18 protein-coding genes and 2 pseudogenes are annotated in these 22,544 nt (G+C 37.1%); 14 read left to right on the forward strand and 6 right to left on the reverse strand.

Going from position 1 to position 22,544, the window contains the following annotated elements; genetic code table 11:
* Positions 1-105: 105 nt before the first annotated feature.
* The 3 genes and pseudogenes from WMZ97_RS17285 to aspA all read left to right on the forward strand — a co-directional run.
* Positions 106-708, forward strand: a pseudogene (locus tag WMZ97_RS17285) (MFS transporter); the annotation flags it as partial.
* A 26-nt stretch (positions 709-734) separates the two neighbouring features.
* Positions 735-1,061, forward strand: coding sequence for an MFS transporter (locus WMZ97_RS17290; RefSeq protein ID WP_343273398.1), 327 nt, complete (start codon positions 735-737; stop codon positions 1,059-1,061).
* A gap of 193 nt (positions 1,062-1,254) precedes the next feature.
* Positions 1,255-2,676 (forward strand): aspartate ammonia-lyase, encoded by a 1,422-nt coding sequence (aspA, locus tag WMZ97_RS17295; RefSeq protein WP_405027711.1) that lies wholly within the window; start codon positions 1,255-1,257, stop codon positions 2,674-2,676.
* A 634-nt stretch (positions 2,677-3,310) separates the two neighbouring features.
* On the opposite strand, the gene glpX is transcribed toward aspA, so the two are convergent.
* From glpX to rpiB, 4 genes are read right to left on the reverse strand one after another with little or no spacing between them, the layout of a single operon-like run.
* A complete protein-coding gene (glpX, locus tag WMZ97_RS17300; protein ID WP_343273346.1) occupies positions 3,311-4,282 on the reverse strand; it encodes a class II fructose-bisphosphatase in 972 nt (323 codons plus the stop codon).
* A 24-nt stretch (positions 4,283-4,306) separates the two neighbouring features.
* Complete coding sequence (gene dhaL / locus WMZ97_RS17305; RefSeq protein WP_343273347.1) at positions 4,307-4,963, reverse strand: dihydroxyacetone kinase subunit DhaL; 657 nt, start codon at positions 4,961-4,963, stop codon at positions 4,307-4,309.
* A gap of 12 nt (positions 4,964-4,975) precedes the next feature.
* Complete coding sequence (locus WMZ97_RS17310; protein ID WP_343273348.1) at positions 4,976-5,980, reverse strand: dihydroxyacetone kinase subunit DhaK; 1,005 nt, start codon at positions 5,978-5,980, stop codon at positions 4,976-4,978.
* Positions 5,977-6,444: a ribose 5-phosphate isomerase B gene (gene rpiB / locus WMZ97_RS17315; RefSeq protein WP_343273349.1), complete on the reverse strand. Its 468-nt coding sequence runs from the start codon at positions 6,442-6,444 to the stop codon at positions 5,977-5,979. Before rpiB ends, WMZ97_RS17310 begins: the two co-directional genes overlap by 4 nt.
* A 528-nt stretch (positions 6,445-6,972) precedes the next feature.
* On the opposite strand from rpiB, the gene WMZ97_RS17320 reads away from it, so the two are divergent.
* Positions 6,973-7,767: a DeoR/GlpR family DNA-binding transcription regulator gene (locus tag WMZ97_RS17320; RefSeq protein WP_343273350.1), complete on the forward strand. Its 795-nt coding sequence runs from the start codon at positions 6,973-6,975 to the stop codon at positions 7,765-7,767.
* A gap of 226 nt (positions 7,768-7,993) precedes the next feature.
* Here WMZ97_RS17320 and WMZ97_RS17325 read toward each other — a convergent pair.
* Positions 7,994-8,290: pseudogene (locus WMZ97_RS17325) on the reverse strand (DeoR family transcriptional regulator); the annotation flags it as partial.
* Between the two features lie 303 nt (positions 8,291-8,593).
* On the opposite strand from WMZ97_RS17325, the gene WMZ97_RS17330 reads away from it, so the two are divergent.
* The 9 genes from WMZ97_RS17330 (at position 8,594) to WMZ97_RS17370 (ending at position 19,604) form a co-directional block, all read left to right on the forward strand.
* Positions 8,594-9,661 carry an MDR/zinc-dependent alcohol dehydrogenase-like family protein gene (locus WMZ97_RS17330; protein WP_343273351.1) on the forward strand — a complete coding sequence of 356 codons (1,068 nt, stop codon included), beginning with the start codon at positions 8,594-8,596 and terminating at the stop codon, positions 9,659-9,661.
* Positions 9,662-9,831: 170 nt separating this feature from the next.
* Positions 9,832-11,247 carry an ABC transporter substrate-binding protein gene (locus WMZ97_RS17335; RefSeq protein ID WP_343273352.1) on the forward strand — a complete coding sequence of 472 codons (1,416 nt, stop codon included), beginning with the start codon at positions 9,832-9,834 and terminating at the stop codon, positions 11,245-11,247.
* A gap of 60 nt (positions 11,248-11,307) precedes the next feature.
* Complete coding sequence (locus WMZ97_RS17340) at positions 11,308-12,270, forward strand: carbohydrate ABC transporter permease (protein WP_343273353.1); 963 nt, start codon at positions 11,308-11,310, stop codon at positions 12,268-12,270.
* A gap of 9 nt (positions 12,271-12,279) precedes the next feature.
* A complete protein-coding gene (locus tag WMZ97_RS17345) occupies positions 12,280-13,095 on the forward strand; it encodes a carbohydrate ABC transporter permease (protein WP_343273354.1) in 816 nt (271 codons plus the stop codon).
* 17 nt (positions 13,096-13,112) lie between these two features.
* Positions 13,113-14,258 carry an ABC transporter ATP-binding protein gene (locus WMZ97_RS17350; RefSeq protein WP_343273355.1) on the forward strand — a complete coding sequence of 382 codons (1,146 nt, stop codon included), beginning with the start codon at positions 13,113-13,115 and terminating at the stop codon, positions 14,256-14,258.
* A complete protein-coding gene (locus WMZ97_RS17355) occupies positions 14,246-15,367 on the forward strand; it encodes an ABC transporter ATP-binding protein (RefSeq protein WP_343273356.1) in 1,122 nt (373 codons plus the stop codon). The genes WMZ97_RS17350 and WMZ97_RS17355 overlap by 13 nt, the downstream gene beginning before the upstream one ends.
* Before the next feature lie 394 nt (positions 15,368-15,761).
* Positions 15,762-17,459, forward strand: coding sequence for a ribulokinase (locus WMZ97_RS17360; RefSeq protein WP_343273357.1), 1,698 nt, complete (start codon positions 15,762-15,764; stop codon positions 17,457-17,459).
* Between the two features lie 359 nt (positions 17,460-17,818).
* Positions 17,819-18,877 carry a galactitol-1-phosphate 5-dehydrogenase gene (locus WMZ97_RS17365; RefSeq protein WP_343273358.1) on the forward strand — a complete coding sequence of 353 codons (1,059 nt, stop codon included), beginning with the start codon at positions 17,819-17,821 and terminating at the stop codon, positions 18,875-18,877.
* Positions 18,878-18,908: 31 nt separating this feature from the next.
* Positions 18,909-19,604, forward strand: coding sequence for an L-ribulose-5-phosphate 4-epimerase (locus tag WMZ97_RS17370; protein ID WP_343273359.1), 696 nt, complete (start codon positions 18,909-18,911; stop codon positions 19,602-19,604).
* Between the two features lie 579 nt (positions 19,605-20,183).
* Here WMZ97_RS17370 and WMZ97_RS17375 read toward each other — a convergent pair.
* Positions 20,184-20,750: a glycerol-3-phosphate responsive antiterminator gene (locus WMZ97_RS17375; protein ID WP_343273360.1), complete on the reverse strand. Its 567-nt coding sequence runs from the start codon at positions 20,748-20,750 to the stop codon at positions 20,184-20,186.
* A 752-nt stretch (positions 20,751-21,502) separates the two neighbouring features.
* Between WMZ97_RS17375 and WMZ97_RS17380 the strand changes: the two genes are divergently transcribed.
* Positions 21,503-22,540: an ABC transporter substrate-binding protein gene (locus WMZ97_RS17380; RefSeq protein ID WP_343273361.1), complete on the forward strand. Its 1,038-nt coding sequence runs from the start codon at positions 21,503-21,505 to the stop codon at positions 22,538-22,540.
* Positions 22,541-22,544: the final 4 nt, after the last annotated feature.

The raw sequence follows: 22,544 nt of genomic DNA on the forward strand, positions 1-22,544 counted from the left end.
TGAATATTGTTTTCTTTTCCCCATAAATCTACTTTAACATCTCCTTATTTCGTGTCTAGATTTATGGGTCCATTATAAGGGGTTAAGCAAACATTAACACTTTTTAGTATGGTAATCGTTTGCGTCCTTTATGTTTTTTTACATACATCAAGCTATATAACCATTATTTTTTTATTAATTCTATTTGGTATTGGTTATGGTGGCATTACTCCAGCAACAAATCGAGGAATTATGGATAGTTTTCCGTTACAAAATCGTGGAACTGCTATGGGCCTAAAGCAAATGGGAGTTCCTCTAGGAGTTGTCATTGCAACATTTATATTACCGTACCTAGCCAAACAGTTTTCCTGGCGAATATCGCTTTTTGCGATCGGAAATTTATTGCTACTGGTTGTTATATTTTACATGTTTATGAATCTCCATGGTAAGTCGAAAAGAGAAAAGGTTAGCAAAAATTACTTTAAAAGTTTAAAAGAAGTTGTTCGGAATAAAAAAGTAATATTACTCGCTCTTGTTGTTTCTTATTATATTGCCGTTCAAGTTAGTGTAACAACTTTTATTGTTATCTATCTGTATCAGGATGTTCAATTCTCGTTATCCATATCAACCCTTTGTTTGGCATTTGTATATTGTGGAGGCATTTTTGGAAGAGCAATATGGGGATATATTAGTGATAGATTTTTTAATAGGAAAAGAAAAAAATCCTAGCCTTTATTGGCGCCTTTTCGGGATTAATATTATTCCTACTTGGTTCCGTAAATGTAATGATACCGATTTTATTTATTTGTATTCTTTCCTTTTTTCTTGGGTTTACGACGCAGGGATGGAATGGAATATTTATTATTATGTTATCGGAAAGTGGTTCAAAATCTGATGTTGGTCTTACAAGTGGTGTTGGGTTAATGATTACAAATTTAGGTGCCATTTTGGGGGCACCGTTGTCTGGAATAATCATTGATGTAAATGGTTCTTATCAAGCAATGTGGAGGATACTAGCAATTATCATGTTAGGCATATCACTACTAACTTATGCATTAAAAATTGAGAGTCAAAATGAATGATAATTGGTGCGAGTAAGCAATGAAATTACGGTATTACAGGTTGCTAGAAGTTTGCTGTTAAGATTCTATTACGAGTCTAGTGAATTAATGAAGGTTTACTTGTATTCATAGATACAAATGAAAAAGAAACTTGTTTTTATAGTTTTTAGGCTATGAAGTAGATACTAAAAGATGCATTTTTGGAGTGGATAATATGGAGGAGAAGTTAAGACTGGAAAGAGATTTTTTAGGTACAAAAGAGGTACCCGAAGATGTGTATTATGGCATACAAACGTTGCGAGCTGTAGAAAATTTTCCTATCACCGGTTACCGAATCCATGAAGAATTGATACTTGCGATGGCTATGGTTAAAAAGGCTGCCGCTCTTGCTAATATGGATGTGGGCAGACTTTATAGAGGGCTAGGTGAAATGATTGTCCAGGTGGCGGATGAAATATTGGCTGGAAAATGGCATGATCAATTCATTGTTGATCCAATACAAGGCGGGGCCGGAACATCCATTAATATGAATATGAATGAGGTAATCGCTAATAGAAGTCTCGAATTGCTTGGTAAAGAAAAGGGAGATTATTTTCATTTTAGTCCCAATTCCATTGTCAACATGGCTCAATCAACAAACGATTCATTTCCAACGGCGATCCACATTGCTATATTGTCTTTACTGGATAAGCTGCTGGAAACACTTCGGAAAATGAGTAATGTTTTAAGCAAAAAAGCAGAGGAATTTAATGATGTTATTAAGATGGGCCGGACACATTTACAAGATGCTGTTCCTGTTCGACTCGGCCAGGAATTCAAAGCATATAACAGGGTTTTGGACCGAGATATCAAGCGAATAGAAAATACAAAAGATCATCTGCTTGAGGTAAATATGGGAGCAACGGCGGTTGGAACAGGTTTAAATGCTAATCCGAAGTATATAAAAAGTGTCGTTGTACATTTGAGAGAGATTAGTGGATATCCTTTGATAAATGCCGAACACCTTGTTGATGCCACACAAAATACGGATGCTTATACGGAGGTTTCCGCTTCTTTGAAAGTTTGTATGATGAATATGTCCAAAATGGCAAACGATTTAAGGTTGATGGCATCAGGACCACGAGCCGGTTTTAGTGAAATTAAATTGCCTGCACGCCAGCCTGGCTCTTCTATTATGCCGGGCAAAGTCAATCCTGTGATGCCGGAATTGATTAACCAGGTAGCTTTTCAAGTTATTGGCAACGACAATACGATTTGTCTTGCATCGGAAGCGGGACAGCTTGAATTAAACGTAATGGAGCCCGTACTTGTTTTTAATTTGCTTCAGTCAATTAGCATTATGAACAATGCTTTTCAGGGGTTCACTGAGCATTGTCTGGAAGGAATAGAAGCAAATAAAGAAAAACTTGAACAAGTTGTAGAAAATAGTGTTGGAATTATCACAGCGGTCAACCCACATTTGGGCTATGAAGCAGCTGCACGCATAGCCCGAGAGGCTATAAATTCTGGGGAATCCGTACGAGATTTGTGTTTAAAATATGACGTTCTAACCGAGGACGAGCTGAATTTGATTTTGGATCCTTTTGAAATGACCCATCCCGGTATTGCGGGAGAATCTTTGCTGAATAAAGATTAATCGCTTTAAATATAAATTTCCATTTATGAAATAATTTCTTACGAATAATTAGGGGCAATGTTATTGTTAAATACAAAACATTGCCTCTTTTTTCGGCCTTTTAAACAAAGACTTATTGTTTGAAAACGATTAAATTATAGTTAGTGAATTGATATTCGAAGTGCGTCTATGGAACCAAAGGAAAGAATAATGAAGGAACTTCTTCAAGTAATTTATAAAACTAAAAAGCGTTGAAATCTTGGGTTGGAATGGGAAATCAGGTAAAAATACTTATCAAAACGCTAATTAAGACGTATTCGATTAATGCCACTTATAAATGCGGTTCCAAAAGGTAAGCGTCAAGCACATCCAATCTATTAATACAGATGGGATTTGATATATACTTTATTTAGATTTTTTGGGAATACGACATTCCTATAATTTTTGAACCAGAGGATGCAGGATAGCCTGAAACATCTCCGGTGGCAGCGCGCTAAGCTTCCGGGAAAGTTCGGATTTACAAATGCTCTTTAAATCAACAAGTCTTTGCACCATTTTCTTATGGTTTACTTTATCGTTTTATGCTCCCAAGACGCACAATGTCTTTAAATTGGCGTAAATAAAAGCTATAAAGAAAAAAAGATAGGGGAAATGGTTACGAATCCAGATGGGCACTTTCAATTACTTCATAGTTCGCGTTAGATTTTATCCCATATGTAACAAACGAGTGCGTATGCAGGGTATCGCCCATTCCTCTTTTTACTCCCTTTAAAAGGGCACCATTGGTAATACCTGTAGCGGCAAAGAGACAGTTATTCGATCTTACTAGTTCATTTAATGTCAATGTTTTTTCCGGGGTATCTATCCCCATGTTTAAACAGCGGTTAATTTCTGTATTATTAGAAGGGATCAGTTTTCCTTGAAAGTCACCTCCTAAGCATTTTTGTGCAACTGCAGCAATTACTCCTTCTGGTGCACCGCCAGTACCAATTAACATATCCACGTCACTTTCGGATATGGATGTCAAAATGGCACCTATAATATCAACGTCGGAAAACAGTCTAACATTAGCCCCGGCCTCAATCGTTTCCTTAATTAGATGATGGTGTCGTGGACGATCCTGAATCATAACGGTTAATTGATCCATATTTTTCTCCGTTGCTTTTGCTACAGAAACTAAGTTATCCAATAATGGGGCATCTAAATCAATGCACCCCTTAGCTTCCGGTCCAACGGCTATTTTTTTCATATAGATATCCGGCGCATGTAATAGGGTCGCTGCTTCTGAAACAGCGATTACGGTTAAGGCATTATTTTGTCCAGAAGCAATCAAATTTGTTCCTTCAATAGGATCAACCGCCACATCTATTTTCGGACCGATACCAGTACCGACTTTTTCCCCAATGTTAAGCATTGGAGCATCGTCCATTTCTCCTTCTCCGATTATTACCTTGCCATCTATATTGATCAGGTTCAATTGGTGCCTCATTGCTTCAGTTGCAGCACGGTCAGCCTCTATTTTATTAAGTTTACCTACCCAGGGGAATGCGGCTATGGCAGCTGATTGAGTTACTTCGAGAAAATCCAAAATAAATGGTCGCCCAAAAGTTGAAAGCCTATTTTTCATTGTAATTGCACCTCCGATCCCGATCTATTTGGATGTATTTGCAATTGCATTTATCTCTTGTAAGAATGCAGATAAAATGATAAATGCCGATGCTGCTCCTGGGTCCAGATGTCCAATTGATCTCTCTCCCAACCGGCTGGATCTCCCTTTTTTAGATGGTATTTTTTTTGTAGATTCCATTCCTTCTTTAGCGTCCTCTACTGCATTTGTAAATGAAATTAAAACATCCTGTGATTCTTCAAATGTTTTTACTAGACTATTTTTTGCAGGCTCAAACGTATCGACCATTGTTTTATCACCAACTTCTGCCTGGCCACGTTCTTTTATGCCATCAATAAAAGCAGTCCAGAAATTCACAAGATCTTCTTCGGTAAAAGCAGTTTTTCCTTGCATTACTTTTGCACCTTTTAAAAACCCTGTTGCGTACAAGGGACCCACAGAAGAACCGACAGCACTTAAAAAAGATCGTCCTGTAACCATGGAAATTTTCCCACAATCTTCTTCCTCTAATAATTCTTCATCAAGTTTTGTACGGATTGCTTTCCAACCAATCGACATCGTAATACCATGGTCGCCATCGCCAAGCATTATATCCAAATCAGATAAGTAATCTTTGTTCTCCTCCATTAAATCGCTTACATTTATTAGAAAGTGTTTAAAGTTTATCGCTGTAAAATTCAACGCATTCCCTCCCTATATTTGAACGTACATTGGACAGTCTGCAGGATGATCGACCATTTCCGTTAATTCTTCATCCAATTTCAATAAAGAAACAGAACAACCTCCCATTTCCTGTGAAGTACTGTAATCACCGATGTAAGAACGATGAATCATAATTCCCCTTTCATGGAGTAATTGCTCTACTCTTCGAAAAACAATTAGTAGCTCCATTCGTGTGGTTGCCCCTAATCCATTTACTAGTACTGCAACCTTGTCTTCTTTTGTTAAAGGCATATCTATTAAAATATCATGAATAAGACGATCCGTAACTTTGTCGGCCTTTTGCAAGATTCCTTTCTCTACACCAGGTTCTCCGTGGTGACCAAGTCCAATTTCCATTTCATTATCTGCAAGTTCAAAGCTGGCTTTCCCGGTTTGCGGAAGTGTACATGGACTAAGTCCAACGCCCATTGTACGTACATAGTCATTTGCCTTTCTAGCTATTCTTGCAACCTCACGCACATCGTACCCCTTTTCAGCTGCCGCTCCTGCTGCTTTTGTAATAAAAAATTCACCCGCAATTCCTCTTCGCTTCTCGCTTTCTTCTTTGGGGGCTGAAGCAACGTCATCTGTAGCGATGACGGATTCAACATATATATTGCCTTCAAGCTCTGCTAATTCCGCTGCCATATCAAAATTCATGACATCTCCCGCATAATTCCCGTAGACATAGACAACGCCAGCCCCTTTATCAACCGCTTTTGTTGCTTCTAGTATTGGATCGGGTGGGGGGGAGGCAAAAATATTGCCAACTGCAACACCATCAGCCATTCCATCACCAACATATCCCATGAAAGCTGGTTCATGTCCCGAGCCACCACCTATGATGACGCCCACCTTATTTTCAGGAATTGTCTTTGCTGTAACTAATGATCGTTTATTTTCCGGCAGTTGTCTCACATAATTTGGAAAGGCCTTTACATACCCTTCCAGCATTTCCTCCACAACGTTGTTAGGGTCATTTAGTAATTTCTTCATTCCTGCATTCCTCCTGCTTTTAAAGATTCTTTTTCTTTATCGATAATTTGTTGAACCTTTCTAGCTGAATTGCCACCGGTAAAAGTTGATTCAAGATAGGTTTTGACAACTTGTTTTGCTATTTCCACCCCAATAACTTTTGCCCCCATGGTCAGGACTTGTGCGTTATTACTTTTTTGTGCTCGTTCTGCGGAATATGTGTCATGACAAAGAGCGGCTCTTATGCCAGGAACTTTGTCCGCGGATATTGCCATTCCAATTCCGGTTCCACAAATTAATATTCCCCGGTCAATGTTTTGTTTGTTTATATCCGTGCAAACTTCAAAAGCAACACCGGGGTAATCAACTTCATTACATGAGTAGCACCCGTAATCACTTACTTCATGTCCAAGGTCTTGAATATGTGCTTTAATACTTTCTTTCAGATCGAAGGCATTATGATCAGCGCCTAAACCGATTTTCATTTCGTACAACTTCCTTTCATTTAAAAATGTTCTTCGTTATAATTACTATGCAGCAAAGCAACGTCACTAAAGCCGGCACTTCAGCAACCGCTTTCATAACACACGAAAACACCGGTCGATTAATTATTTGACAAATAATTATTTTCATTATATTACTTTTATTATTGAATAGTCAATAAAATTTTTATTTATTATTAATTGTAATCATTTACTTTCATTATTTTGGATTTTAAATTATGATAGGGTAGTAGAATCGATTTATGCTAATAATTTTTATCCCACTCTTAAATGGGCAGTAAGACCCCCAGTTCAAGATATTGAGGTGAATCACAAAGGATAAGTGGGAGTAAACTGCATGACAAAGGTCCGATTCTGTTCGGGCATGCAGGACGCAGGTCACAAAGGCGTTGCAACTCAGACGTTGCGAACTTAGCCTTTGTTTCTTAGTATAAGTGGGGGAAGGAAGGGCCAACCGCACTTAATGAAGTTTCACCTTATTGTTAAAATCTAATATAAAAGTGTGGTGATATGATGATGAAGATGTTCGCACCCGAGAGAAGAAAAGTAATTCTAAAAAAACTAAATGAGCAAAAACGAATTATTGTTAAGGATCTTTCTAATGAAATGAACGTTTCAGAAGCAACACTTCGGATGGATCTTAGCAAAATGGAAGATCAAGGTCTTCTGCAGCGTACACATGGTGGAGCAATTTTAGTGGATAATAAAATTGATGCAAACACTAGCTTCTCAAGCCGGGAAAAAACCAATAAAAATGAAAAACATGCAATTGCAAATCAAGCAGTCAAACTAATTTCGGATGGCCAATGTATAATGCTTGATGCAAGCTCCACAGCCCTTGAACTGGCAAAGTTGTTAAAGGATAAAGAAATTAGGATTACCGTTGTTACGAGTGGCATAAATACTGCTTTGGAATTGAATGAACATCCGGATATTACGGTGATTATGCTCGGAGGGATTCTTAGAAGAGGATCCAATTCATTAGAAGGTAACCTAGGGATAAATATCTTGGATGAAATTAATATTGATTTTCTATTTACGTCAGCAAATGGTTTTTCGGTTGAAGCAGGACTTACAGATTTCAGTGTTTACGAGGTGCAATTGAAAAAAGCTATGGTGGATGCAGCTAGAAATGTAATTGCGCTGCTTGATCATTCAAAAATAAATAATAATTCGATTGCTTCCTTTGCTTCCATCCAACAAATTAATGCGATTATTACAGACTATAATATGCCGGATCATGAACTGCAGGTTCTTGAGGAGGAAGGAATTAACGTTTTCATAGTCTCTGGTGTCAGACAATAACGCTTACCTGCTTGGATTGGAATGAGTAAGAGGTGTTCAAAATGTGTTTTTGAATACCTCTTATTTACTTTCAAACAAGCAGGACATCAATACCCTTGTCTGTTAAGCTTTTTATATTTTCGTCACTCAGTTGACTTGTTATTAAAGAATCAATTTCTCTATTTTCAGCTACAGTATGTAACGGAACCCTGCCAATTTTGGTGTGATCGCACACGACAACCGTTTTCTATGCAGATTGAATCATTGTTCTTTTTGCTGGTACCAAGGTTTCATCAAAATGAATCATTCCTAGTACGGGATGGAAGGCAGGAGTTCCAATAAAAGCAATATGAACATGCAATTTGTCCAATGTTTCATCGGTAATCATACCATTTAGAATATAGTCTTCCAGAAAAAGCATGCCTCCTATTACGATTATTTTCATTCCACGTGATAATCTCAGTTTGTCTGCAATGTTAATATCATTCGTAATAACAGTTAGATTTTGCTTTTCAGTAATGGTATCTACTATATGCGTTGTTGCAGCTCCGGAATCAGAATAATGTGATGTCCATCCTCAATTAGCTCAGCCGCAAGCTGTCCGATTTTTTTCTTCATATTGCGCGTCAGATATTTTTATTAATCAATATTAAATAACAAAATTAAAAAAAACGAAAAAATATATTGACTATTCATAAATAACAATAATATAATGAAAATAATTAAACTAAAAAGTAAGCAGTCAGCGGAAATCGAAAACAATCGAAAATTTATCTTGGGATAAAATGATTATTTTAAGAATTGTAAGCGATTTCTGTTTTAAAATTTTAAATCAGGGGGAGAAAAGATGACTGAAAAAATGAAAGCGGTTGTTGCTTATGCACCTGGAGATTATCGTTTAGAGGAGGTTCCGGTCCCAACTGTTGATAAAGATGAAATCTTGATAAAAGTTGAAGGCTGCGGTATTTGTGCTGGTGATTTGAAGGCATACGATGGGGCACCGAGTTTCTGGGGAGATGACAAACAGCCCCCGTATATTAAAGCGCCAATGATCCCAGGTCATGAATTTATTGGACATGTTGTTGAACTAGGAGACGATGTTACAGAATTTGAAATAGGAGATCGTGTCATCTCTGAACAAATTGTCCCATGTTGGCAATGTCGCTTTTGCAACAGAGGTCAATATTGGATGTGTGAAAAGCATGATCTCTATGGATTTCAAAATAACGTAAACGGTGGTATGGCAGAATACATGAAGTTTACAAAAGAAGCGATCAATTATCGGGTTCCTGACGATCTTCCACTGGAAAAGGCCATTTTAATAGAACCATATGCATGTTCTTTCCATGCCGTTCAGCGTGCACAGATCCAACTGGGAGATGTTGTTGTGCTAGCTGGAGCAGGTACGTTGGGGTTGGGAATGATTGGTGCTATTAAAAAATCAGGACCGGAGAAATTGATTGTTCTTGATTTATTTGATGACCGCTTGGAACTGGCAAAAAAGTTTGGGGCAGACATGGTGTTAAACCCGAAAAGGGACAATGTAGTAGAGATAGTTAAATCATTAACAGATGGGTATGGGTGTGACATCTATATTGAAGCCACTGGAGCCGGAAAATCAGTGGAACAAGGCTTGTCGATGATCCGCAAGCTTGGCAGATTTGTAGAATTCAGCGTTTTTAAAGATCCTGTTACCGTGGACTGGAGTATTATAAGTGATCGTAAAGAGCTGGATGTTCTTGGTTCCCATTTAGGACCGTATTGTTATGAACATGTTATTAATGGAATTGTAAATGGCGATTTGCCTACGGAGGGTGTAGTCACACATCAATTGTCGCTGGAGGAATTTGAAAAAGGATTTGAACTGGTCAAAAAAGGAGAAAACTCGTTAAAGGTTGCTTTAATACCTAATTAAAGCAACATATTTTAATTTCATCTTACTAAATATACAGATAATGACTTGCTTTAACTTCACGTGAGGTAGGATGTGAAAAATATAAGCAGATATTATTACAAGAAAGGAGATATAAACAAGTATTTATTTCCGTTTTACATTCGAAAAAATAGAAGATTAGGAGGGTAATTATGTCTAAAAAGAGGGTAACCATTTTTGCATTGTTTTTAATGATATTGTTGATTGCAAGTGCATGTTCGAGTTCAAATAGTTCCTCTAAGGGTAAAGGTGAGAAAGAATCCACTGATTTAGAAGAACTGGATGGTTTTGATTGGAAAAGTTTCGAGGGTGAAGAAATTAATGTCATGTTAAATCAGCACCCTTACGCGGAAGCAATCATTGAAAAGTTACCTGAATTTGAAGAGAAGACAGGTATAAAGGTTAAACATTCCATCACACCGGAGGAAAGTTATTTTGATAAACTGACGACCGCATTAAATGCTCAAAACGGAAATCCAGATGTATTCATGACAGGTGCATATCAAGTATGGGAATATTCAACATCCGATTATATGCAGGAATTAGATTCGTTTTTAGATGATGAAAATAGAACCTCACCGGATTATGATGTGGATGACTTTATCGAAGGTGCATTAAATGCAAATAGATGGGATGGTGTCCCTGGACATCAAGTAGGTACAGGTAATCTATGGACTGTTCCGCTTGGTTTTGAAATCAATTATTTGCACTATAATAAAAGAGCCTTTGAAGAAGCAGGAATTGATGGACCACCAGAAACATTTGATGAATTAATAAAAGTTGCCGCTGAACTTCAGGAATGGGATGGATCAGGAACCTACGGGATTGGGCTAAGAGGGACCAGATCATGGGCAACCATTCATCCTGGTTTTATGACTTCTTTTACAAATCATGGGGCAAAAGACTTTGAAATTGAAGATGGAAAACTCGTAACAAAAGTGAACAGTCCCGAAGCTGTTGAAATCACTGATAAATTTGTGGAATTAATTAAAAAGGGCGGAGCGTCAGATTGGTCAAACTACACTTGGTATCAGGTGGCAACAGATTTAGCTGAGGGAAAGTCCGCTATGGCTTATGACGCTAGTTGGTGGCCAATCAACTACAATAAGGAAGGTGCTTCAAAAGAAGCTGGAAACTTAGCAGTAGCACCGCCGCCAAAATCAAAAGATGGAGAAATAGGTTCCAACATGTGGGTTTGGTCTCTTGCAATGAATAATTCTTCTGAAAAGAAAGATGCAGCATGGTTGTTCATGCAGTACTTTACAAGCAAAGAACATATGCTATGGGGAGCTACGGAGGCCGATGTTGTTGACCCTGTACGAAATTCAGTTTGGGAAGATGAAAAATTTAAGGAACTAATCAGTAACACAGATGGGTATGAAGAAACATTTAACACCGTAATCGACAATTCAACCGTTAAGTTCACCCCGCAACCAGAATTTTTTAACACGACAACTGAGTGGGCTGCAGCCTTACAGGATATTGTAAACGGAGCGGACACACAGGAACGGTTGGATCAACTAGCTGAGGAAATTGATAAAAGTGTATCCAGAATAAGAACTGAATAAATGAATATAAAATAGAGGCGAAGATCACTCTTCGCCTCTATAAAAAAGGGGGAAAGTAAAATGGGAATTAGAAAACCTGAACAGGAAGAGTTTATGGATAATGAAACTCCTAATAAAGGTAAAGTGCAAGATTCAGACACAGGAATTTCATTAGGCAAAAAAATTAGGCCCCTTATCATATTAAGCCCTGCTTTCTTACTCACCGTTGGAATATTAATTCCATTTGGAATGGCGATTTACTTTTCCTTTACAAATTATTCTTTTAAGTATCCAGGTTTTAGTTTTGTGGGATTAGAAAATTATATTGACATGTTTCAAAGTAAAACGTTTTGGCATAGTGTGCAGGTTACACTGTCATATGCAGGATTGTCAACTATTATAGAAACAATATTAGGGGTGGGTATTGCCCTCCTTTTAAATAGGGAGAATATATTAGCAAAATCGTTAAGGACAATTTTAATTTTCCCTTTAGTTATAGCTCCAGTAATTGCAACCCTTATTTGGCAATTGATGACTAACAATTCCGTTGGTATTTTAAGCGATTGGTTACGATCACTCGGAGTTGAGAATTTTACATGGGGTGCTGATCCATCAACAGCCCTATTTACGGTTATCGTTATTGATGCTTGGGTTTATACTCCTTTTGTAACTATTCTTGTATTAGCGGGATTGGGATCCTTGCCAAAAGCTCCCTTCGAATCTGCAAAAATAGATGGAGGATCAGCGTGGTTTACGTTTAAGAATTTAACATTACCAATGATTATGCCAATGTTATTAATTGCAGTCTTATTTCGTTTTATGCTGTCTATTCAAATGTTTGATATTATCTTTGCCTTAACACGCGGGGGTCCAGGGGATACTTTGATGACGCTACCGTTGACGGCATATACCGAAGCATTTACATATAAAGATCTAGGATATTCATTGCCATATATGTTAATCCTTTGGGTTTTTGTATATATAGTTAGTTATTTTATGGTTAAATACTGGTCGCATACCCAGAAAAAAGCTTCAGGGAGGTAGGGTGAAATAATGAAACAAAAAATTTCTGGATTTTTACAAAATATTGCTTTAGTTGTTTATGCCATCTTTGCTTTGTTTCCATTATTATGGCTCGTAATATTATCATTTAAAGCAGACAAGGATATGTTTAATACTAGGTTCATTTTTACGCCCACTCTATCTAATTATAAAATTTTATTTTCTGATGGAGAGTTTATTGGATATTTTATAGATAATTTAATTGTAAGTATTGGAGCTATCGTACTTTCAATTATTGTAGGAGTTCCCGCAGCATATGCGTTAGCAAGGTTTGATTTTAAGGGAAGGGAATCAATAGCTTTTACCTTTCTATCCTTTAGATTTGCCCCGGAAATTCTAGTGGTGCTTCCGATTTTCTTAATATACCAGCAAATCGGATTGTATGACACGTATTTTGGATTGATATGGGTGTTTCAAGTAATTTCTTTACCACTGCTGATCTGGATTTTACGTGGTTACTTTGAAGATATCTCAGTGGAAATGGAGAACGCTGCTCGTTTAGATGGTTATAAATGGTGGCAAGTATTTATAAAAATCATCCTGCCTTTAATAAAGCCGGGATTGGTTGCATCTTCGTTACTTTCATTTATTTTTGTATGGAATAACTTTACTTTTTCATTGCTTTTGGCGGGCCAAAATGTAACAACGACAACAGTTGCTATGCTAAAGTATGTAGCTTCGGATACCGTTCATTATGGACAAATGGCTGGGGCAGTACTTATTTCTTCCTTACCAATTATTATTCTTGCATTGGCAATTCAGAAGCATCTTGTTCGTGGTCTTAGCATGGGGGCCGTGAAAGGTTAAATAAAGGGGAGAGCATTATGGCTGATATTCAATTGAAGGATATTTATAAAAGTTTCCATAAGAAATCCGTTTTAGAAGAAATCGATCTGGAAATAAAGGATAAAGAATTCTTTATTGTCTTTGGTCCGGCAGGTGCAGGTAAAACAACATTATTAAATATTATTGCCGGGTTACACCTGCCTGACAAAGGTGAGGTCATTCTTAATGGGAAAAATATTAATAATATGGAACCTGAGGATCGTAATATAGCAATGGTATTTGAAAACTATGCACTCTATCCTCATCTTACCGTCTATGATAACATGGCTTCTCCATTACGAAGCCCGAAATATAAAGTAGCAAAAGAAATAGTACACCAGGAAATATCGCGTGTAGCAAAAATGTTAAAGATTGATATGTTACTAGACCGAAATCCGTCTGAACTATCGAATGGGCAACGCCAGCGTGTTGGTTTGGGTCGTGCACTTGTAAGGGATCCAAATGTGTTTTTAATGGATGAACCGATTACACACTTGGATGCTAAATTACGTCATCAGATGAGAGCCGAACTAAAAGATATGCAAAAGAACCTTGATACAACAACAATTTATGTCACCCATGATTATTTGGAGGCACTTAGTCTAGGTGATCGCATTGCGGTCGTAAATAATGGGAAAATAGAACAAGTAGGAAGTCCAATGGAAATATTTTATGCCCCTAGGAATGAATTTGTAGCAAGTTCATTCGGAGAGCCCGAAATTAACATTATTGATGCAAAAATAATAAAGCATAACGGTGATGACTTACGTGTAGGGCTTATTGACGGCAAGTATAGTTTTAATATGACGGAGGATATTAAAAAAATTATTACGTCAGAAGAAAGTGAAAATGTAAGAGTAGGAATTAGGCCAAAAGATGTAAAAGTTAAGTTTGAAAACAATGATAGAAGCTTGATTAAAGCTACTGTTTACAGTTTCGAACCATTAGGTGCAAAAGCTGTAATGACAGTGAAAGTACATGACCGTCCAATTAGGATAATTGTAGAATCTGATTTAAAAGTCCAAATCAATCAGGAACTTTTTATCGAATTAAACGTTAAAAATGCAATCTTTTTTGATACAGATAGAAAAAATCTTCTTTCTACAAAGAGGAAAGAGGGGAGAGTCATTGCATGGCAAAACTAGTGTTAAACAATATTTTCAAAACCTATTATAAAAATAAACAACCTGTTCCAGCAGTAAAGAACTTAAATTTGGAATTTGAAGATGGTGAATTCGTAGCGTTGTTAGGACCTTCAGGATGTGGTAAATCTACAACGTTGAGAATGATAGCTGGATTAGAAGATATAACAGATGGGGATATTATTATAGGTGATACCAGAATTAATGATTTAGCTCCAAAAGACCGAGATATTGGTCTTGCTTTTGAAAACTATGCAATGTATCCTCCGCTAACAGTTTACGAGAATATTAGTTTTAATTTACGGGCAAAAAAGGTTCCAAAAAGGGAAATAAAATCTAGAGTAGAAGAGATTTCAAGGTTATTAGATATTACTGATTTGCTTAATGTAAGTCCAAACGCCCTATCAGGAGGTCAAAAACAACGAGTAAATATTGCAAGGGCCATTGTAAGACAACCTGAAGTTCTTCTTTTAGATGAACCACTGTCACATCTTGATGGAAAGGTTCGGCTAAAAATGAGAACGGAAATTAAACACCTCCATTATAAAATTAACTGTACTACTATTATTGTGACTCACGACCAACTTGAGGCAATGGCAATGGCTGACCGAATTGCAATCATTGACAATGGAGTTCTTCAGCAATTTGGAACACCGTTGGAGGTTTTTAACAATCCGGTAAATGAATTTGTTGCAGGGTTTATAGGTGAACCGCCTATGAATCTATTTGATGTATTGACAATTATTGAAAATGGCGAGTTACATTTCAAAACAAAGGACTCCAAAATTAAATTTAAAGTACCTGAATTCTATTTGAAATTTGTTAATGAAGGGGAACAATATCGTTTTGGAATACGCCCTACCGATATAAAAGTGGTAATGAATGATGATAATTATACCACTAAGGTAACAATATCCGTGTTTGAGAATTTAGGTGAGGAGTGCAGGATCCATATAAAGCTTGAAAATGATAGCATGTTAAGTGTAGTATCTGATGACCCTTTGCAGTATAATGCCGGAGATAAAATTAATTTGTTATTTAACTCGGAAAGAATTCATATATTTGATAAAGATACAGGAGAACGAATCGAAAAAAAACAGGTTTTAGTCTGAATGGCGATTCTACCTAGGTGCTGGTAATCTTTTTGAACCTTAGGCTTTAAAAGAAATGATTCATTTTGAGATTCTTATAAGAGGATGTTCAAAAAGTCGATAAAAATGACACATCGATAGGGGAGCTTCCGCTAAAACCGTTTACGTCCTGTGGACAACGCGGAAGTCATCACATCCTGTGAAAGCTCGTTGGCTTGTTTCTCCGCTGCTCGGAAAAGAAAACCACTTTTTCGGCGTGCGATGCGGATTCAGGGAAGCATTTACTTGTGCTCATGTATCTATTTGCATACATTCTGCTGCTCGAAATTACGCCGCCTCGAACTTCTCGGTCCTTTTTATCATCCTTTTTGAACACGCACTATAATGGAATTTTCCATTCCAAAGGAGGTATATAATGGCAGGCAAATATGTTGTTGGTATTGACTTTGGAACTGAATCAGGTCGGGCTGTCCTGGTGTCAGTTGATAGCGGTTTAGAAATTGCTTCACATGTAACACGATACAAACATGGTGTTATTGATCAGGAATTGCCTGAAAGCGGGATAAAATTAAGTAGCGGTTGGGCACTTCAGCATCCACTGGATTACCTAACTGTTGTGAAAAATTCGATCCCTAAAGTAATACAAAATGCAGGAATTCCTTCTTCTGACATAATAGGATTAGGTATCACTTTTACTTCTTGTACCATGCTGCCGATTGATCAAAATGGGGAGCCATTGTGTATAAATCCTGAATTTAAAGATAACCCGCATAGCTGGGTAAAACTATGGAAACACCATGCCGCCCATAAGGAAGCAAATCAATTAAATGAAATTACGAAACAAATGGATAAAAATTTGTTGAATAGATATGGCGGTAAGATTTCTTCCGAGTGGATGATTCCCAAGTTGTGGCAAATATTAAAAGAAGCACCTAATTTATATAAGAAAACGGATCTTTTTGTAGAGGCCTCCGACTGGATTATATATAAATTAACAAATAATTTTGTCCGGAATAGTTGTGCTGCGGGTTATAAGTCATTGTGGGCTAAAAGAGGGGGATATCCTAGCAAACAATTTTTTAAATCGCTCGATGAACAATTAGAAGATGTAACTTGTACGAAACTCCGTGGAGAGATCTATCCTCCGGGTACAAGGGCTGGGGTTTTAACAAAAGAGATGGCAATGTTAACAGGATTAACGGAAGGTTTAGCTGTTGCTGTTGGAAATGTAGACGCACATGTATCAGTTCCTGGAATAGGGGTAACCGAGCCAGGTAAATTAGTAATGACAATGGGTACTTCTATTTGTCATTTGCTTCTTAGTACCGAAGAAAAACAAGTAAAGGGGATATGCGGTGTAGTTGAAGACGGCATTATACCCGGTTATTACGGATATGAAGCAGGTCAACCTGCAGTTGGAGATATTTTTGCTTGGTATATTAACAGAGCCGTTCCAGCATACATATATGACGAGGCTAAGCTGAAAGGAATAAGTATACACCAATTATTAGAGGAAAAAGCAGCTGAATATAAGCCGGGAGAATCTGGGCTAATAGCATTAGATTGGTGGAACGGAAATCGCTCCATTCTTGTTGATGCTGATGTGAGTGGTCTCTTGTTAGGAATAAATCTGCAAACGAAACCCGAGGAGATTTATCGTACGTTACTGGAGTCTACTGCATTCGGTACTCGCAGGATCTTGGATGAGTTCTCCAATAGCGGCTTAGAGGTGAAAGAACTCTACGTTTGCGGTGGTTTAACACATAATAATGGGTTGTTAATGCAAATATATGCTGATGTGACAAATAGAGTAATAAAGATAGCTGATTCTAAACACATCTCTGCTTTGGGGGCTGCAATGTTTGGTGCAGTTGCAGCTGGCAAAGAAAATGGAGGTTATAGTTCGATCGTTGAAGCGGCAAAAGTAATGGCATCAATGAAAAATACCGTTGTAAAACCGATACTTCAAAATGTAAACGTATATGGAAAAATATACGCAGAATATTCCTTACTATACGACTACTTCGGGAAAGGTGAAAATGATGTAATGAAACAATTACGTGCTATTCAATTAGCAAAGCAAACAGATGGTAATGAGGCCCATCTGATCTGAAAGGAGGATGGTGAATCAGTATCAGTTAAGTCATATTATTTCGGGTAAGACATGCAACATTCAGGTGAGGAACATTTGTAGAAATTAAAGAGTAAAAGACTTCCGTGCAGTATTTGGAGATAATTGAAAAATGAACATTGAATAACTAGTGGTTAACTTGTAGTTGTTTAACTATTCTATGCATTATGTTTGCCCATTTTTATTACAACTGGTAATGGGAAGGTAGTAGAGAAAATGGAGATTAATTTTATTTTTTTATACCGGTGGAATCTTGCTTGATAATTCCATTGCATTGCCAGAATCTACGCTATTCTAGTGCAGCGCTAAAAATTTTTAATGATATTTTGGGAGGACATAGGATGGAAGGAAAAATGAAGGCAGCAGTTTTACATGGATTAGGTGATTTTCGTACGGAAACAGTTGGGATACCTCAAATAAATGATGAAGAAGTATTAATTAAAGTTAAATATTGCGGGATTTGCGGCTCGGATGTACCACGTTCTATGATAAGCGGAGCGCGAAAGTATCCACTTATCCTTGGTCATGAGTTTACCGGAGTAGTGGCCGAAGTAGGAGGAAATGTAGATAACTTTAAGCCAGGGAGCCGTGTTGTAGTTGCTCCTCTTATACCATGCAGTGAATGTCAGCATTGTAAAGCAGGAGACTATGGATTATGTGATAATTATAACATTATTGGTACAGGTAGTAATGGTGCTTTCGCCGAGTATGTTAAAGCTCCGAAAAATCATATATTGCCAATAGATGATAATTTGGAATTCGAAACAGCTGCCGGAGTTGAACCTGCAACAATTGGCTACCATGGCTTGCAAAAAGTAAATATACAACCGGGTGAAACAGTAGTTGTCATGGGATGTGGTCCAATTGGTCAATTGACACTTCAATGGGCCAAAGTTTTTGGCGCGTCTACAGTAATTGCTGTCGATATTATTGACGAGAAGCTTGAATTAGCAAAAGCGCTTGGTGTTGACATTACAATTAATTCTAAAAAAGAGGATGCGGTTCAAAAAATTAAAGAAATTACTGGGGGTGGAGCTGCGGTCGTTGCGGAAACTGCGGGGAGCGTCATTACCCAGCAGCAAGCTATCCTAGCCGCCAAGAAAAAGGGGCGAGTAGTCTTTTTGGGCATTACACATAAAGGTCTAAACTTAAAAGAAAAGACGATGGAGCATATCATGCGTGGGGAATTAACGATTAAAGGATCATGGAATTCTTATACGCCACCATATCCTGGTTTGGCATGGCAAGCAACTTTAGATTTTATGACGAAAGGGGAGATAAAATTCAAACCAATGATTTCACATAAAATTGAGGTTGATAAAGTTGGTGAATATCTAAAAGGAATGGCTGAAAGAACATTAATATGTAATAAAGTTCTTGTGTCGTTCGATGATAAGTAATCGCTAAACATTCAAAAAGGAGTCGGTTACAGTGTTAGAAAAACTAAAAAAGGAAGTGCTGGAAGCTAACCTTGGTTTACCGAACTACGGTTTAGTTACATTTACCTGGGGAAATGTAAGTGGAATTGATCGAGTATCCGGTTTGGTCGTAATTAAGCCAAGTGGAGTTGAATATGACAAGTTAACCATTGATAGTTTAGTAGTTGTTGATCTGAATGGCAACATTGTGGAAGGGGATCTAAAACCATCTTCAGACACAAAAACACATCTTATATTGTACAAAAACTTTAAAGATATCGGTGGAGTCGTTCATACGCATTCCACATGGGCAACTATCTGGTCTCAGGCAACAATGGATCTTCCCCCACTAGGAACTACTCATGCGGATACCTTTTATGGATCTGTTCCATGTACTAGAAATTTAACGGCAGAGGAAATTAACCGGGATTATGAATTAGAAACCGGGAACGTAATAGTAGAAACATTTAAAGAACGTGATATAGACCCCAATATAGTGCCTTCTGCATTGGTACATAGCCATGGACCATTTGTATGGGGGGTAAATGCAGGTGAAGCCCTTGAGAATGCAGTTGTTTTAGAGGAAACTTGTAAAATGGCATATAACACATTAACACTCAATGCAAATATTTCTACAATAGATCAGCAGTTGCTTGACAAACATTATTTAAGAAAACATGGTAGATATGCATATTATGGGCAGAATTAATGATTTATAAAATACCGAGTGGTTATATTTTAAAAGTAATTTGTGAAGCGGTTGATTTAATTTATTCGATGAATGGGGGATTGAAGAGGCTACCATTCAGAAGCCCCCTTTATAATACAATTAAACCTCTTGAAATTTATCGAGAATGAAATGGAACAATCGGCACTTTTTAAAACGGTAGCTAGTATGAATAAAAGCGATTGATTAGAAGGTGAAAGATACAACGTTTGCAACAAATATATCCCCTGTATATATTTCGGATAAAGGGGTCCAAAGCCTATTAGTGATCGATGTGCAAGAAGTAAAAAAGAATTAAACATTTACAGCAGAATGAATAAGAGTTCTTTGCGCGCAATACAACTTCTTCTATATCATTGGTTCAAATAATGGCATCGCTCAAGTTAATAATAACTTATTTACAGCAATTTAAAACAAAACCTTTAGCGAAGACTTATATTATAGAATCAGTGTATTACAATTAGTATCCCGCCTTTTCGGGAAACCAAAAGAAGACATTGAAGCGATGGCTAAAAGTCACTTTTTGCAGTTTACCAAATCGGATTCTATATTCACTCCCGACTATAAATCAAGATTCCAAAGCGCGGGGTTACCTGTCGAAATTGCCAGTGCACCGGCGATTAAGCCCTCGAGTATTTCGTTTTTGTTACTTATCAATCCACCAGCAATAATTGGTAGGTGTGTTTTTTTAGTTAGGTCGTCAATAATCGTTGGCATTATTCCTGGAAGTACTTCGATTGCACGTGGTTTACATTTATGGGCAATTTCAATTCCTTTGTTCAGCCCGCTATGATCAATTAGAAAAATACGCTGAATGGTAATCAGACCTGCCTCATTTGCATATTTTATAAGACCACTTTTCGTTGTAATAATTCCGTCCGGCTTCCATTTTTGTGCTATGTAGTTGATGGCACTCGGTGTGTTAGCTAAACCATCAATAAAGTCAATGTGCAGGAATATTATTTTCCCGGCATCTTTTAATCGATTAATGTATTCTTTGGTATTCATTAGGTTGCCGGTTAGAAGGAAAGCTATATTTGAACCCGATTTAATCGCTTTTTCTATATCATTTTCGTTTTTCACTGATGCAATTACTTGTGATTGAACCATATCTGTGATTCTACCCATAATAAATCCTCCCTCGTAACATATAAATAGTTGAAAAACAAGGGATGGCCCCTTGGGAAATGCTTCATTACTCTTTGAAAACCAAATGACTGTTCAATGAATTACTAACATTCTTTTCCTTTGTCCCTTAACATAGCTGTATTTGAAATGTAGCTAAGGACGAGCGTTATTGGAGGTATAACTTTACTATTGACAAAATAGACAAGACTGCAATCGTTTCCAAAAGGGAAGATGGAAAAGGATAAATTTAATTTTTTGCAGCGTCTTTTTGGACTTCTATATTAGTAGGATATAGGAAAATACCACTCCTCTCAAAAATCAATTTGGAATATTATTATAACATGGTTTTGATGTTTTTTAAATTTTACAGATACCATATCAATCGTATATATCTGTGGGTAGATGTTTAGATATCTCCTTAAAGTTAGTCAGGTGTAAGGAGATTATCCACAGTCCGGTTTTGATTTAGCGTTTCAATGTACAGCAATGTGAAACAAGTATTTTACGCCAATTCCTGTAAAGGCAACTGACGAAGTATCTTAACTAATTTTCCATTTAGAATAAAAAATGAGAAATTTGGTTTACAAAACTGAAAGCGTTTGCTATTATAATAGATAATTAAATAACTCTAAGAGACGTGGGAGAAGATAGAGTTGGATAATGCCCTTTTTATTTTGGAAAGGTTTATCTGAGTTGATTCTTCTCTTTTTTTAGTCTATTAGTTATTAATCATAAAGAAGGGAGAAATTAAGATGGCGAGAAAAAAGGTATACATGATATTGACGGTATTATTTTTAGTTAGTGTTTTATTACTTACAGCTTGTGCTGGAGACGATTCAGGAGGAGATGGAGAATCTGATGAAGCGATCACACTATATTCTCCAGAGACTCCCGATTTGACAAAAGAACTAGCGAAAAAGTATGAAGAAATTAACGGACAAAAAGTTAATGTTAACTATGCCGGCACTAACGTTTTGGTTAATCAAATGATTGCGGAAAAAGGAAACCCTCAAGCCGATGTGTGGTATGGAGGAGGAGGTATTCTACCGTTTGAAGCAGCCGTTGATAAAGATATAATTACTCAGTATATCCCGGAAAGTGCTGAGGATTGGGAGGTTACTGAGAATGGGATTAAAATGAAACATCAAGACGGATACTATACAGGTGCTGAGATATTTGTACTAGGATTTGCATATAACACCGAGTTAGTTTCAGAAGAAGAAGCACCAAAAACATGGGAAGATTTGTTAGACCCTAAATGGAAAGGTAAAATTCAATTTCCAAATCCTGCTGCATCCGGTACATCAACACTTATGGTTTTAAGTTATATGATGGAACATGGAGAAGAAGAAGGATGGGAATACTTTCAAAAATTGACTGATCAAGCTAACTCAATACCAGATTCCGGTTCAGGGCCAACTAAAGGGGCTGCTATGGGAGAAGCTGAAGTGGCAATTGGATTTGATTTTATGGCATATGAGCATAAAGCAAATGGAGAAGATATAGATTTTATTGTCCCAGAAGAAACACCAGTATTAGTTAATCCTATGACTCTAGTTAAAGATGGTCCAAATCCAGAAGGTGGAAAAAAGTTTATGGAGTTTATGTTAAGTAAAGATGCGCAAGAGATTTTGGCATCTTGGTATCATATACCAATAAATCCTGATGTAGAATCTGAGACATCTTTATCGTTAGATAGTGTTAAAGAGAATGCTATTGATTTAGATATTGAGTGGGTAAATGAAAACTACGACCGTATTAGAGATGAATGGAAGAATAAAATAAAATAAAGGA

It is taken from the genome of Lentibacillus songyuanensis (genome assembly GCF_039548255.1).
In the GTDB taxonomy this organism is placed as follows: domain Bacteria; phylum Bacillota; class Bacilli; order Bacillales; family Amphibacillaceae; genus Lentibacillus_C; species Lentibacillus_C songyuanensis.